The 14,575-nt window shown below is 42.8% G+C and carries 10 protein-coding genes and 2 pseudogenes; 8 read left to right on the top strand and 4 right to left on the bottom strand.

Annotation, left to right across the window (positions count from 1 at the left end):
- Nucleotides 1–66 precede the first annotated feature (66 nt).
- Nucleotides 67–1,227 carry a carbohydrate porin gene (locus RM544_RS12890; protein ID WP_311362209.1) on the top strand — a complete coding sequence of 387 codons (1,161 nt, stop codon included), beginning with the start codon at nucleotides 67–69 and terminating at the stop codon, nucleotides 1,225–1,227.
- Nucleotides 1,228–1,359: 132 nt separating this feature from the next.
- Nucleotides 1,360–2,166 (top strand): hypothetical protein, encoded by an 807-nt coding sequence (locus RM544_RS12885; protein ID WP_311362208.1) that lies wholly within the window; start codon nucleotides 1,360–1,362, stop codon nucleotides 2,164–2,166.
- Between the two features lie 145 nt (nucleotides 2,167–2,311).
- On the opposite strand, the gene RM544_RS12880 is transcribed toward RM544_RS12885, so the two are convergent.
- The 3 genes from RM544_RS12880 to galK all read right to left on the bottom strand — a co-directional run bounded on the left by RM544_RS12880 (nucleotide 2,312) and on the right by galK (nucleotide 5,807).
- A complete protein-coding gene (locus RM544_RS12880) occupies nucleotides 2,312–3,694 on the bottom strand; it encodes an alpha/beta hydrolase family protein (RefSeq protein WP_311362207.1) in 1,383 nt (460 codons plus the stop codon).
- A gap of 111 nt (nucleotides 3,695–3,805) precedes the next feature.
- A complete protein-coding gene (locus RM544_RS12875; RefSeq protein WP_311362206.1) occupies nucleotides 3,806–4,798 on the bottom strand; it encodes a Gfo/Idh/MocA family protein in 993 nt (330 codons plus the stop codon).
- A 106-nt stretch (nucleotides 4,799–4,904) separates the two neighbouring features.
- Nucleotides 4,905–5,807: a galactokinase gene (galK, locus tag RM544_RS12870; RefSeq protein WP_311362362.1), complete on the bottom strand. Its 903-nt coding sequence runs from the start codon at nucleotides 5,805–5,807 to the stop codon at nucleotides 4,905–4,907.
- A 25-nt stretch (nucleotides 5,808–5,832) separates the two neighbouring features.
- Here galK and RM544_RS12865 point away from each other — a divergent pair.
- The 4 genes and pseudogenes from RM544_RS12865 to RM544_RS12850 all read left to right on the top strand — a co-directional run.
- Nucleotides 5,833–6,444, top strand: a pseudogene (locus RM544_RS12865) (tryptophan 7-halogenase); the annotation flags it as partial.
- A gap of 7 nt (nucleotides 6,445–6,451) precedes the next feature.
- Nucleotides 6,452–7,222, top strand: a complete 771-nt coding sequence (locus RM544_RS12860; protein WP_311362205.1) for a SapC family protein — start codon at nucleotides 6,452–6,454, stop codon at nucleotides 7,220–7,222.
- Between the two features lie 147 nt (nucleotides 7,223–7,369).
- Nucleotides 7,370–8,824 (top strand): annotated as a pseudogene (locus RM544_RS12855) (SLC5 family protein).
- 153 nt (nucleotides 8,825–8,977) lie between these two features.
- A complete protein-coding gene (locus tag RM544_RS12850; protein ID WP_311362204.1) occupies nucleotides 8,978–9,223 on the top strand; it encodes a hypothetical protein in 246 nt (81 codons plus the stop codon).
- On the opposite strand, the gene RM544_RS12845 is transcribed toward RM544_RS12850, so the two are convergent.
- Nucleotides 9,220–11,178: a beta-galactosidase gene (locus tag RM544_RS12845; protein WP_311362203.1), complete on the bottom strand. Its 1,959-nt coding sequence runs from the start codon at nucleotides 11,176–11,178 to the stop codon at nucleotides 9,220–9,222. The two genes, RM544_RS12850 and RM544_RS12845, sit on opposite strands and share 4 nt — an antisense overlap.
- Nucleotides 11,179–11,376: 198 nt before the next feature.
- Here RM544_RS12845 and RM544_RS12840 point away from each other — a divergent pair, with 198 nt between their 5' ends.
- Together RM544_RS12840 and ppk2 are read left to right on the top strand one after the other, a co-directional pair.
- Complete coding sequence (locus RM544_RS12840) at nucleotides 11,377–13,530, top strand: alpha-galactosidase (protein WP_311362202.1); 2,154 nt, start codon at nucleotides 11,377–11,379, stop codon at nucleotides 13,528–13,530.
- Nucleotides 13,531–13,668: 138 nt separating this feature from the next.
- Nucleotides 13,669–14,562 carry a polyphosphate kinase 2 gene (ppk2, locus tag RM544_RS12835; protein WP_311362201.1) on the top strand — a complete coding sequence of 298 codons (894 nt, stop codon included), beginning with the start codon at nucleotides 13,669–13,671 and terminating at the stop codon, nucleotides 14,560–14,562.
- Nucleotides 14,563–14,575: the final 13 nt, after the last annotated feature.

Below are 14,575 nucleotides of genomic sequence, written 5' to 3'. Positions count from 1 at the left end.
ATTTGGTAATTTGTAGTTCCACAGTCATTGGGATATTCTATCAGGCCTTTAGTCATTAGGAGTTACATGTTCTCTCTTAGCCTTTCGGCGCAAGTCCCCACCTTCTTAATTGTCAGTTTCATTCTTTTTACAGTCCCGTCACCATTGCGTTCGGAAACTGAAAAAACAATAAACAACGAGACAAATATAAGTGTGATTTACAGCAGTGATTTTCTCTCCAATCTAAATGGTGGTAAGGAGTCTGGCTCAGCGTATCTTGATTTTGCGACAATAGAGTTACGTCATCAGATTGATTTTGCTAAAGAACAAAAATTGAATTTATTCGTGTCGGGGATTTATGCCAATGGTGCTGAGTTCAGTACGACCAAATCAGGTGATATTCAAGGTGCATCGGGTATTGAAACTGGCGTTAATCTGAAACGTGTGCATGAAGCATATGTACAATTATCAAACAAATCCCACTCAATGTTGTTGGGTCTTTATGATACGAATACAGAGTTTGATGTACTCGATAGTGCTAATTTATTCGTCAATGCAGCTTACGGTATGGGAAATACACTCGGTTCCAGTGGCACAAACGGACCATCAACCTACCCTTTCCCGGGCCTTTCACTGCGTTATCAGTATAGAAACGAACACCTGTCTTTTCGATTTGTGATCACCGACGGTGTACCAGGTGATAGTCAGCATCCAGATGTCACAGGCTTGAACTTATCATCAAGCGAAGGTTACCTGAATATTGCAGAATTTGAGTATTTAAGCGACGGCAGTAAATGGCTTCTCGGTACTTGGCAATACTCAAGAAACACCTTGCGTGATGATCTTCCAAATACACAAAGTAATACAGGACTGTACCTGCGTGTGGAGCATCAGTTTCAAGAGCTCGAGGGGCTTACAGGGTTTGCTAGATTGGGCTCAGGCAGTGAGCAACTTAATGCATTCTCACGATTTTACAGTGCCGGCTTGGTAAAAACAGGTCTATTATCAACAAGGCCTGATGACGCCATAGGTATTGCTTTTGCGTATGCAGAAGGCTCTTCTGACTTCGATTTGACAGAAAATATGACTGCGCTAACAAGTGGTGAATTGAATATCGAATTGACTTACCTAATGAAAGTAACAGAGTATTTGTCGGTCCAGCCTACTTATCAATGGATAGATAATCCATCGGGCCAAGACATCTCCACCGCTCAGATTATCGGCCTTCGAACCATATTGTCATTCTAGAGTGATGTAAATGCATTGGTATTTATCTTAGCGTGTCGTAGATAAAGTAAAACCCTACTCAAGATCAGTTTTCTTTTCACTGCAATTTGCCATTATGTACTACAAGTAATTAAACATACCAAGGAAGGTAATATGAAAAATATCAAAGCGAGCAATATCGCTGAACACTCAAAGCGCTTTTGTGCAGCCTTAGGTCTGGTTGGGGCTTTGATCTGCGCATCAATGCTTAATCACGCTTACGCTGCAGTTATCATTGGTGAAGACTTTGAAAACGACGGGCTAAATACCGCATACTTTGCAGTGAACGCTGGTAGTTTTGATGGCCCAAGAACAGCCAGAGATTGGCATTGGCAGCGCCACTCAACCAACATCACCAATAATACTAATTTCTATCGAGGATTCCAGGGTCAAGATTTTTGGACGGGCATAAACCTTGACGAAAACGGCTCAAGCGCCGCGTCACCCAGCACACTAAGCTTTAATAGTGTAGATATCAGTCACTATCAGAATGCCCGCCTTTCGATGAGCGTAGCTTCGTCTGGAAGCTTAGAAAGCAGTGACTATCTCGCAATTTATGCGCAGGACCTCAGTTCGAGTAATGCCTCTGCACTTCCGGCAACTAATCAGCAGAGAATACTAATTGATTCCTTTTTTGGTGGTATTGGTTTGAACAATACGATTGAACTTAACGCAGACTTTCAGACTGTAAGCTACGACCTTTCTAGTCTTAATTTTGACGTATTTTCACTACACTTCGACGCTTTTACGAATGCCTCAAAAGAGAGCATCGCATTTGATGATATTGTTATCAGCGGTGACTTGATTACAGATAGCAAAGAAAGTGAGGTAATCACCGCGAGTAGCCCTAGGGCATTCAGCGCCATGAGCCTGATGGCACTTGCATTTGTTTTTGCTAAACGCCGTATTAAATTGGGCTAATATTATCACCAGTTGAAGCGCAATAATTAAACGAGAACAGTTGCTGAGTAGATAAGCTAGTTAACATGCTTGGCTTTCATATTCCCGTTTAACAAACAAAGATATGACGAGCCCTTACTCGTCATTTCTTCAAGCGCTTATTGTCTTATTTTTCAGAGTTTTTTGCTTTTTGTTCCCAGCGAAGTCCTGTCGAAAAGCGACTATCAAAGCCTTTCCAAGGCTCACCTAATTTTCCATTTACCTGTGCCTGGTCAGAACTTTCAGACAAGTCTAAATAATCACAAGCGCTGCTGACTTTCTTCACATGACAATCCATCATGGCCAAACTGAAATGTTTGTTTATATCGTTCAAAACTGCACTTGACCAAGCTGGTTCGTAATAGTGACCGAAGTCAGTTTCACTTCCCCAAGCCTCTGCTGGCGTGGGATGAGGTGCAATATTGTGCCTTGCATTCATCATTGTCAGCAAATAGGTGTCTTCTGATGACATACTATCGTACAAACTACGAATACCGTCATAACCTGAAATATCATCTAAATTGCCAGCAACAAATAGTTTTGGAACGTCAATCGCTGCCAAACTTTCTTTGGTAAACAATTGATGTTGACCGCCCCAAGCAGCAAAGGTAATTGCCGCTTTCCACTTATCGTCAACTTTAGGGTTCTCGTATTGGCCTGCTGCACAGCTGTTTAAGGCTTTTTGTATCATCGGTACAATATTTGGGTCCTGCACACCGGTAAACATGCCTGCGGCTACCGGGCTAAAATTATAGCAACCACCAATTGTATTGATCGCGCCGAAGGACCCCATTGAGTAACCAACAAGTCCCGCATTGTTTGCGTCGACAAGATCACTAAGGAAGTGACTTTGCTCTGTGATGTAATCTAGGGTGAACTGCTGATCTCGGCTTCGGTTGATCAAGGTACTCGGGAAACCATTAAAAGGGCCATTGACCATATCCACGTCTTCGTTGGTTGAATCGGTATGGTCAATACCTACAACTATGTAGCCATGACTGGCCAAGTGTTCACCTAGATAAAACATAATGGTGCGATAGCCAGTGTAACCGTGAGATATAATCACAACAGGATGCTTTTCTCCATTCGCTAAGGGCGAAGCATCTCTATATGCATCAGCTTTGATGCTAAAGCGTTTAGCTAAGCGAGTTTCATTTTCGTAACTTGTCTTGGCGCTATTTACGTCAACTGTTGCTGGATACCAAACCTCCAAGCGAAGATTCCGTGGCTCTTGAGTATTTGTTAGCAGGTTAAAATAGCTCTTATTGCTAATATCCATTGTACGCACACCAACTTTGTACTTTCCCTTGCTTGCTAGTTCAGGTTGCATGTCTGGATGAGTCACCGGGTATAGATCCTGTGCTTCTATTTCTGTTTCAGACATAGCAAAAGCACTAAACTGCATCACAACACACAAACCTATGGCGAGTATTGCTAGGCTCTTGAGTAGGGCTGTTCCCAGCCAGACGTTTTTGCTTCTCTCGTGTTGGATTTGCGTTATTTTTACCATTATCGATTTTGCCTTTTTATTATTAATGATTGTCGCCAAGCTCAGACTTCACCGAACTTCACGATACACTTCCTTGCTTCCTTCGATAAACGTCAGACTCAATAGCCGTCCTTAGTTCTCATCTTTATACTTTATACCCCACTGGGCTCTGAGTTCGTCCATCGTTTGTAAGACACTAATACTCTCACTCGCAGGTAAAATAGGACTTTCTGACAATCCCTGCTTAACACAGTCTTGCATGTGTTGAATTTCGAAACTGAAGTTTTCATTGCTATCAAAAGGGTAAGAATGTGTTTGCGGTGACTCACCTTCTCGATGAACGACGAACCCCTGAGCACCAAGGAAATGAGGTACATCAATATAACCTTCAGAGCCTGCAATAATGCCGCTTGTTGGAGCAACATGGCTATAAGCTGAGGACAAATTAGCGCGACCACCATCCTCATATTCAAATAAGTAAAATGAGCGTTGATCAACACCTGTTGTGTCGAGAACAACTGAACTTTGTATCTTGCTTGGAGCCTCACCAAAAGCAATGTAAGCGAACGTGATAGGATAAATCCCTAAATCGAGCAATGCGCCACCGGCCAACTCTTTATTACGAAGACGATGCGTTTCTTCAAATACACGATTCAAACTAAAATCCGCGCGCACAGACAGAACATCACCAATGATATTATCGCTCAATACCTTCTGTAACATTCTTATCGCTGGGAGGAAACGTGTCCATACTCCTTCCATTAAGAAGCATGACCTCTCCTTTGCCAAAGCAAATAATTCTGTGGCCTGCTTGGCGTTGAGTGTAATAGGCTTTTCGCAAAGAACATGTTTATTGGCTAGCAGGCACTGCTTGACGGATTGGTAGTGAAAATTGTGCGTATTTGCAATGTACACCGCATCGATATCCGAATCTTGGAGCAGTTTATCGTAGCTATCATATATCTCGGTAATTTGATGCTTTTCACTGTTTCTTGCTGCCCAATCTTTCGCGCGCTGCATAGAATTTGATGCACAAGCAATAAGCTCGCCTTCATTCAAACAGGCTAAACCCTCAGCGAAGGTATTGGCGATATGTCCACACCCTATTACACCCCATTTCAACATTATATATCCTTAGTTTTTTGACAAGTTCTGTTTAAAAAGCAGCTGTAATCATAGTTGTTTTTTAAGGATAATCTAGGCGCATACTGAGCGAAATCGTGAATCGTCCTTATAGGTCATTCACAAGGAGCCCGTCACCAGCGCTACACACGTATATATTGGCTTTCAGCTTAAACCTTTCTTCATAGTGAGCTTCAAGAGCCTCTTCGATTGAGGAAATATCCTCTTCGCGGCAAAGGCAAACAATTGCGCCACCAAAACCACCGCCAGTCATTCTCACGGCACCACGGTCCTGTAAGGCCGCAGCACAAATTTCAACTAAGCCATCAGTTGCGGGCACCGTTACTTCAAAATCATCACGCAGTGATATGTGAGAAGCTGTCATTAAGTGACGTAACTCTGTCATATTGTTTTCGGCTAATGCATCAACAGCATCGAGTACGCGTTGCTTCTCGCTAATCACGTGATGGGCGCGTTTGTATTCATTCTTTGTCAGTAGGTTTTTCACGGAGTCTAAGGTAGTCATGTCAGCTTTGCGTAAGGAATTAACCTGCATTTTTTTTGCCGCATTTTCGCAATCGATTCTACGTTGGTTGTATTCGCTATCGACGAGTTTTCGAGGGTAATTTGAATTAACAATAACAACCACTAGGTCCTTAGGAATAGCCACTGCTTGGGTTTTTAAACTCTCGCAATCCAGCAGCATTGCTTGGCCTTCTTTTCCGCATGCCGAGATCATTTGGTCCATCACCCCACACTGGCAATCGATAAAATCATTTTCAGCTGCTTGACCCAGTAATGCTATCTTTTCCTTGCTCAAGCCTAAGTTCCCAGCATGATTAAACACACCACCAATCGCGACTTCCAAAGCTGCAGAAGACGAGAGGCCACTTCCCTGAGGAACGTCGCTATCAATCAACATGTTGAATCCACGTAGCGCTAAGCCTTCGCGTCGGAACACATAAGCGACTGCACGAACATAATTACCCCAATGTGATTCGCCGCTGACAATATCTTCACTAATACTAAAACATAAAGCGGGAGAAGGTTTGACTACCCGAAAAATTACCTATCAATCCGGTCATAGAGAGCGCTTTTGGGAGAAAAACTGCGTCGCGGTTGGCATGGCAGCTGGATTTGTGGAGCCATTAGAAGCGACTGCAATCATGTTGGTCGAACTTTCAGCACGATATATTGCTGAAAATTTACCGCCAAGCAAAACCATAATGCCGACAGTAGCCAAGCGATTTAATCAACAAATGCGCTATCGCTGGACTCGAATTATCGATTTTTTAAAGTTGCATTACATGCTAACAAAGCGTCCAGAGCCATATTGGCAAGACCATACCAACCCAGACAATATTCCTGACTCATTAAAGGAAGATCTTGCAATTTGGGGTTATCGAGGCCCAACGAGCGGAGACTTCGAAAGTGCGATAGAATTGTTTCCAGCCGCCAGTTATCAATACGTGATTTATGGCATGGGCTTCAAACCTGATTTTTCTCAGCAAGCTCATCTTTATCAAGACAAGCAACAAGCTGAAATGATTATTCAGAGAAATCAGAAAATTACAGAACAGATGCTACAAACCCTTCCGCCTCATAGAGAATATATTGAGAAGTGGCTTGCTAGCGCACAAATGAAATAACGGACATATGAAAAAATTAACTCTTGTTGAACTAAGTAACACAGCGCATAAAAACTTAAAGATAAAAAACAATGCTGTGATCAATTTTGCTGCAAAACAACATTTAATGAATTTGCGTGCAACTGAGATTGCTCAAGCTGCCACTTGTTATCCAGTATTCGCTACCAAGAATACACACAACGGATTTTGGAGCTTTTCTGCCATGACGAGTTTCGTGCCAGATATGAATTTGTTTGTAAAAGACGGCAAACTCGACGCGATATACCGCCCGACCAGCATTCAAACCTACCCCCTATATCTTATGGTTTCGCCAAAAGACGAAAAGTCATACACAGTGGGTATTGTTGACGGTGGTGATGACTTCTCGGAAAAAACTGGGGAAGCAATGTTTGAAGATGACGGAAAGCCAAGTGCAGCAACACAAAGACGTATGCAGATACTAGAAGCGGACGTGAAGAAAGATATTCAAACTGCGCAATTCAGTACCGTATTAGACCAAATGGGCCTATTTAAGCCAATTGATATGAACATTCGTTTCTTAAGCGGCGAAATTCAGAAGCTAAAAGGCCTGCACACTATCGACGAAGATAAATTCCAAAGTCTCAGTTTGGAAGACCTCGATAAGTTGCGTAAGGAAGGTTACTTGATGCCTATTCACGCCATGCTGGTTTCTATCATGCAAGTGAATAAGTTGATTAATCTCAGCAACGAAGTCGTTGATAGAGCGCAAATTGTAGAAGTTAAAATGGAAGTAGCAAAAGATACAGCCATTGCTTAAATCAGTAAGATGTGGCGCTCGCATCTGGGCGCCATCGCAATATCAAAGAATGTCAGCCTCACGCTAACGCAACATTAGCGGAGTCATTAAATAAAATAACAATAAAACTCACCAATAAGTATTTTGCGCGTGAGACGAGGGAGTATTATGTCCGAAGGTATTATTCAAATATCGGTTTTTCTAGGCGTTACATTGTTAATCGCCGTCCTAACTTACATTCACTGTAAAGGGAAAGGACACCGTGAAGCGAATCAAACTAAAGAATACTTCCTAGCGGGCGGCGGTCTAGCCTGGTATTTCGTCGCAGGTTCAATCACGCTGACTAATCTTAGTACCGACCAACTTGTAGGTATGAATGGCAATCAGATGGCGCTTTTAGCTCTTTGGGAGTTTTCTGCGGTTGTTGGTCTTATCATTCTAGCCAAGGTATTTTTGCCAGTTTACTACCGCTACAACTGCACCACGACAACTGAACTTTTAGAAAGACGCTATAACGATAAAAACATTCGAGCTGTTATCAGTACCTTATTTTTCCTCGGAAGCGCACTCATCTTTTGCCCTGCTGTCATCTACAGTGGCTCTTTATTCATGATCAACATGTTTGACCTCTAGGTCAATATCATGACGGTTGCAGTGGCTTTCGCTGCCGTCGGTGCTATGTACGCTATTTTCGGTGGTTTACGAGCGGTTGCTGTGTCAGATACATATTCAGGCGTCCTGTTGCTCGTCATGGCATTAGTCGTTGTCTTTGTTGCATTGCAAGCCATTGACTATGATTTTTCCGGCATTCCACCAGAACGTTTAACCTTGATTGGCGATGATGAATCACCTATTCCTTGGCATACCTTACTGACTGGCATGATCTTCATTCAAATGTTCTACTGGGGTACAAACCAAGTTATTACTCAACGAGCAATGGCAGCGCCAAATATAAAAGAGGCGCAAAAGGGCGTCTTCGCTGCTGCAGGTATTCGCTTGTTAATCGTACCAGCAATCATTGTGATACCAGGCATCATCGCATTTAAACTTTACGGCGACATCGGTGATGCAACCTATGGTCGGATCGTGGGTGATTTACTCGACCCCTCCCTCTCAGGTGTTTTTGCTGCAGCGATGGCGGCAGCAGTTCTCACGACTTATAACAGTAACCTAAACTCAGCAACGGCTTTGTATGTTTGTGATATTCACCAAGCCTACATCAACGATAAACCAAACGTACCTAAGCTCAGTGGTTTAGTGACTGCCTTATTAACGGTTGTTTCGCTTGCATTAGTACCAGTTTATGCCAGCGCTGAAAGTATTATTAATCTAATCCAACAATTGTATGGCTTATTAAGTATGCCTATTCTTTCGGTCTTCGCAGCGGGTTTGTTGTTTAAGAATGTACATGCAAATGCGGCGATTACCGCTGTGATATTTGGTGTATTGTTCTATGGCGCAATGAGCTTTGAGTTCTCTCCACTCCATGCTCCTTTTGGCTTACACTATATTCACTTGATGTTTATTACATTGTTGTCCTGTGTGTCAGTAGCACTGCTGGTGAATGCACTCGTGTTCAAACAAAAGCCGGTATTTTCGTGGGCAAATACTGCAGAGATGTAGATAAGGCGAAGGTAGTCTTGACGCTTTGCATAAGATAATTTATCGATTATTTGTATGCAACATGCGTTATGGTGCTTTAGATCAAAGTTTGGCTCTAAGCCGAGGTTTACAATGGTTTCAGTTACAAGATTGTATCCTCACTAGGAGCCTGATATGAATGATCGTAAACTTATATTCATCTTAAAAATTGTCATGACTGTGGGTATTTCGCTGATTTTACTAGGCGTATATTTTCACCTATTCAGCCCAACTATCGAAGAGATGGGCGTGAATGGGATTATTATCAGCGCTGCTTGCGTTGCTATTGGCATGGCGCTCTCTTTACCCACAAAAATGTTTCTAACTTTTGTATTGGTCAAAAGAGAGCAAGATCAAAACGCTAAGGCACATGAGTCTTAGCGTTTATATACCGCCACATCAAAAGGTGCGAGGACTTCGCTACCAATGACAAAATTAGCCTCTTGCGGCGCAGTGAATCGCTGCTCTTGATGTCCGTAGTTAAACACGAAAACAACACTACCACGATCCACGATCCGCACATCTTTTGGCAGTTTCACTACGTCTAAACCAAGCTCGGCGGCTACCACTTCAAAATAGTCTACTAGAAAGTTTTCGCATGTCAGGCTGGCGATATAAGTCGTATTTTCGAATCGAGCGACCGCCGGTCGACCATCATGATATTTAGCTATGGTCATTACGGTTTCTGGGAACACAATTTCTTCTCGCCATAACTTACTATCATATTGCCGATCGTTGAAGCTCATCAATTCAGAACAATCGGGACGAATGGTTTCGGTTGAATGTATTTTGAGTGGGATGAGCTGCTGAATGTTACCTGGTGGCAATTGCGAAGCCAAGCTTAATTCACTTGTTTTACCACCTGAGCGAGGACCAAACACGACGTGAGCTTTAGCTGCTTTGCATTTATCAATAAAGCCCTGCTCGACGATAGGTAAACAAGGTGCTACCAATAAATCATAAGTTGATATATCGCAGTCAGTAGAAACGAAATCTACCGTTAAACCCAACTGGCGCAATGCGGTATAATATGTAAACTCCACTTGCTGATGATTGTAGCTGTCACCTTGTCTTTCTATCTCGGTTACCCATTGATTTATAGTACCTGTGACAATGGCTACTCGTGTTTTTACAGGTGCCGAAGTATCAATATTCGCCGACGCTAGTTCATCACGTACTTGCTCAATCTCATACCATGCTTGCGACTTAGAGTTATCATTACGCTTCACACCCGCATGCATTTGCTCTTGCGCAAAAGGTGCTTGTCGCCAACGAAAATAGCACACAACTTCAGCACCATGAGCAAAGGCTTGCCATGACCATAGTCTAACCATACCATTTTCAGGCCTAGGGTTGTGGTGTCCCCAATTTACTGGGCCAGGCTGTTGTTCCATTATCCAAAAGTTCTTTTTACTCACACCGCGTGTTTGATCAAACGAGTAGCTCGAAAAATCAGGATGACCGGTGCGCATGTAAGGTTTAAATTCTTCCGGTGACATATGCTCAAAAAACAGATCGGTTCGTCCTAAGGGATAATTATCATAAGAAACAAAATCTAAATTTTTTGCTAAGGCATAATTGTCTGTTTGGGTGTCGACCATAGGAATGAAATTATGCGTAACGAAACGGTCCGGCGCGTGCGCTCTTATTATTCGAATCATTTCATCATGAAAGCGGATAACTTGATCAGAACTAAAACGACGATAAGCTAAGTTGTGTGAAGGATGCGTTTCAGTAACAGCAAGAATAGGCAGTTCAATCTGTGAAAAGTCTTGATACTCCATTGACCAAAAGATGGTTCCCCACGCTTTGTTTAATGAATCGATATCGCCATAGTAACGTTCACACCAAGCTTGAAATGCTACTTTCGCGTTCTCTGAACCACTGTGTGTTGTATCATGGCAAGCAATTTCATTGTCAGTTTGCCAACCACAGATGGCAGGGTGTTCACCATATCGCTTAGCAAGCACTTCTGTAATTCGCATCGCTTCGTTGAAATAGTTTTCACTTGAAAAATCGTAATGACGACGTGAACCGAAACCTCGGACTGTGCCTGTATTGACATCGACCGGTAAAATATCAGGATATTTATCGATTAACCATTTTGGCGGCGTTGCCGTGGGTGTGCACATGATCACTTTTAAACCCGCACTGGCAATTACGTCAATAGCTCTGTCTAGCCATGCAAAGTCGTACTGCCCTTCTCTCGGCTCCATTTTTGACCAAGCAAATTCAGCAATACGTACATACTTTAGCCCCAATTCGCACATTTCTTTAACGTCGTTTGCCCACATTTCTTCTGGCCAATGTTCTGGGTAATAGCAAATACCTAGCATAAAATATCCTATTATTTGAGGTGCATTAATGTCTTTTGCGAACGCACTTAAAAACTAAAATCTCATTATTGGAGATTATATGTTAAAAATTCGTATATCGATATTTATATTAAACATATTTATATGATATATTGCAAAAAATTAGACCTAAATAAATTATCTGCCCATTTGAGTCTGTGGCACAGAGAGGAAACAGCTATGACGACGACACCCAACATGAAGCTACCAGCTTCTGTTCAATTAGAGAGTCGCGATGTCAGTATCGTTATCGATTGCAGTGGCAAGACACCTGCCGTTATTTATTTTGGCAGTAAGCTCAATAAACAGTCGCCATTCAACATGATTCAATTGTTACGTACTCGTCAAGAGGCAAAATGTGCTGTAGTGGTCGAAGCCCCAATTTCGTTATCACCTAGCATGGGCGAAGGATTTACAGGTGGACCAGGGATCGAATTATCGAGTCATGAATATCATAATGTCTGGTCTATGGGCGGCGAGCTACGTAGCGTTAAGCAAAACAACGCGCAAGAAGTAGAATTTGAGACGGTCGATGCCGTTCGCAGTATCAGCCTAATTCATCGCTTGGTGCTGTGCCCCGAGACCAATGTGCTCAGTGCTTCAACAGAGCTAAAAAATCAAAGTCACAGCACTATCAATGTTGGCTATTGCGCCGCACCAACAATCCCTTTACCTGACCATATAACAAAGTTAATGAGCTTCGAAGGCCGTTGGTCAAATGAATTCCATCGCAATACCGTTGACCTCTTCTTAGGCGCTGTGTTGCGCGAAAACCGTAAAGGCAAAACCTCGCATGATAATTTTCCAGGCGCTGTTCTGCATGACAAATACACCAATGAATCACAAGGTGAATGCTATGGTTTTCATTTAGGCTGGAGTGGCAACCACCGTACTCGAGTAGAATTACTTCCTGAGCAACGAACTTATGTGCAAATGGGCGAACTATTAATGCCGAGTGAAGTTACTCTGCAAGCGGGTCAAAGCTATCAGTCTCCTACCCTCTATTGCTCATTTTCGAAAGAAGGCTTTAGTCAGTTATCCAATCAATTCCATAATTTTGTGCGCCAGCACATACTAACGCCTAAACAGCAATCAAAAGCACGCCCCGTTCATTACAATACTTGGGAAGGTATTTACTTCGACCATAACGTAGACACATTAAAAGGCTTAGCAGACCGAGTTGCTAAACTTGGCGTTGAACGTTTTGTGTTGGATGATGGTTGGTTTAAGGGCAGACGAGGCGACAATGCTGGATTAGGCGACTGGACTGTAGACTACGAAATATACCCCGATGGCTTGTCTCCCATCATCGATCACGTCAATGAGTTGGGGATGGAATTTGGTATTTGGTTTGAACCGGAAATGGTGAACCCTGATAGCGACCTTTATCGAGCCCACCCCGATTGGGTTCTTCAAACCGAGGGGAATGAACAACTGCGTTTTAGAAATCAGTTGGTATTGGATTTAACTCGCCCAGAAGTTGTCGCTTACTTATACAAATGCATTGACGATATTTTGCGAGAGTATCCGACTATACGATATATCAAATGGGACATGAACCGAGACATTAATCATGCTGGGAACGCGATTGGCGTGCCAGCAGTGAGTCAGCAAACGCATGCATTATACAAATTGATTGATGATCTTCGTATAGCTCACCCCGATGTAGAAATTGAGAGTTGCTCCTCCGGCGGCGCGCGTGTTGACTATGGTGTTCTGAGTCATACCGACAGAGTATGGACCTCTGATTCGAATGACGCACTCGACAGACTCAATATTCAGCGCGGTTGTTCATTCTTTTTCCCATCGGAAGTAATGGGTGCACATGTTGGTCCTCGTGATTGCCACATTACCGGACGCCACATTAGTATTGAAATGAGAGCTGCAGTCTCCTTCTTTGGACATATGGGCTTGGAAATGGATCCTCGAGAACTGACCGAGCATGAAGTCACCGCCCTACAACAAGTCATAGCTTTGCATAAAAAACACCGCTCACTGATTCACTCGGGCAATTTAATACGATTGGATACTGACGGGAACTCAGTTGATTTTGGTATTGTTAATGAAGCTCAAACTCAGGCTTTGTATGCCTACAATAGCGTGACTGAAACCAAACGTACGATGCCAAAGAAGTATCGCTTTCAAGGTTTGAATCCGAGTACCAATTACCGACTGAATCTGATTTGGCCGACCGTATTGAAGGAATATTCACCTTCTATTCTTAGCCAAATTGAAGGTAAAGTTTTCAATGGTCAGCTGCTAAGTGACATGGGTATGCAGTTGCCCATTTCCTTTCCGCAAACTAGTTTAATTTTTGAATTAACAGCCGTGTAATTAGTTAAGGTTTATAGCCACAACAACCGAGCAAATAGGTATTTGGGTCAGCAATGAATTGTAAACTGACCCAGATCAAAAAATCAAAAGATGAAAGGCATACACTAAGCTTAGACAATCAAAAATGAGGGCTTAGTCATGACTGCTGATGCGCAAGTAGCAAAGAAAATATCCACCACTTCAATACCGAATGAATCACCTGAAACAAACGCTTCAGTAGCGACTGTAGACACTTCTACCAAAATGTCGAAAAAGGAGTATGAAGCCATTAAAAAGGTACTTCAGGTTGAACTCTTAAAAGTGCAAAGATGGGTTAAAGAAAGTGGTGAAAAGGTAGTTATTCTTTTCGAAGGCCGAGATGCAGCTGGCAAGGGTGGCACAATTAAACGCTTTATGGAGCACATGAATCCGAGGGGTTGTCGCGTTGTTGCTCTGGAAAAGCCTAGCGAAACTGAAAAAGGTCAATGGTACTTTCAGCGATATATAAAGCATTTGCCGACAGAAGGAGAAATTGTCCTGTTTGACCGCAGTTGGTATAACAGAGCGGGCGTTGAGCGAGTGATGGACTTCTGCCAACCAAATGACTATTTAGAGTTTATGCGCCAAACCCCTGATCTAGAGCGTATGCTAGTAAGAAGCGGTATTCGCCTCTTTAAGTTTTGGTTTTCGGTAACCGCTGAGGAACAGAAAGTACGTTTTTCTAAGCGTGAAATTGACCCTTTAAAGCAGTGGAAGCTCTCACCAATCGATAAACTGGCAACTGAAAAGTGGGATGATTACACAGAAGCTAAAGAAGCAATGTTTTTCTATACTGACACTGCAGATGCCCCATGGATTGTGGTGAAGTCAGACGATAAGAAACGAGCCCGAGTGAACTGCATGCATCACTTCTTAGATAGCTTACCTTACCCGAATAAAAATACTGAAGTCATTACTGGTGCAGATCCTGCGATTGTTAAGCATGCGTCAAAAATCATTGGGGATGACAAGCACATCCTTGGAAAATCACTCCATCCTAGACAGAAGCTGTAGTTTCTAAAGTGTT

The sequence above is a fragment of the Brumicola blandensis genome, from assembly GCF_031846165.1.
GTDB classification, from domain to species: domain Bacteria; phylum Pseudomonadota; class Gammaproteobacteria; order Enterobacterales; family Alteromonadaceae; genus Glaciecola; species Glaciecola blandensis.
Note: the sequence above shows the minus strand (reverse complement) of the source record. Positions and strands in the feature narration are given on the sequence as shown.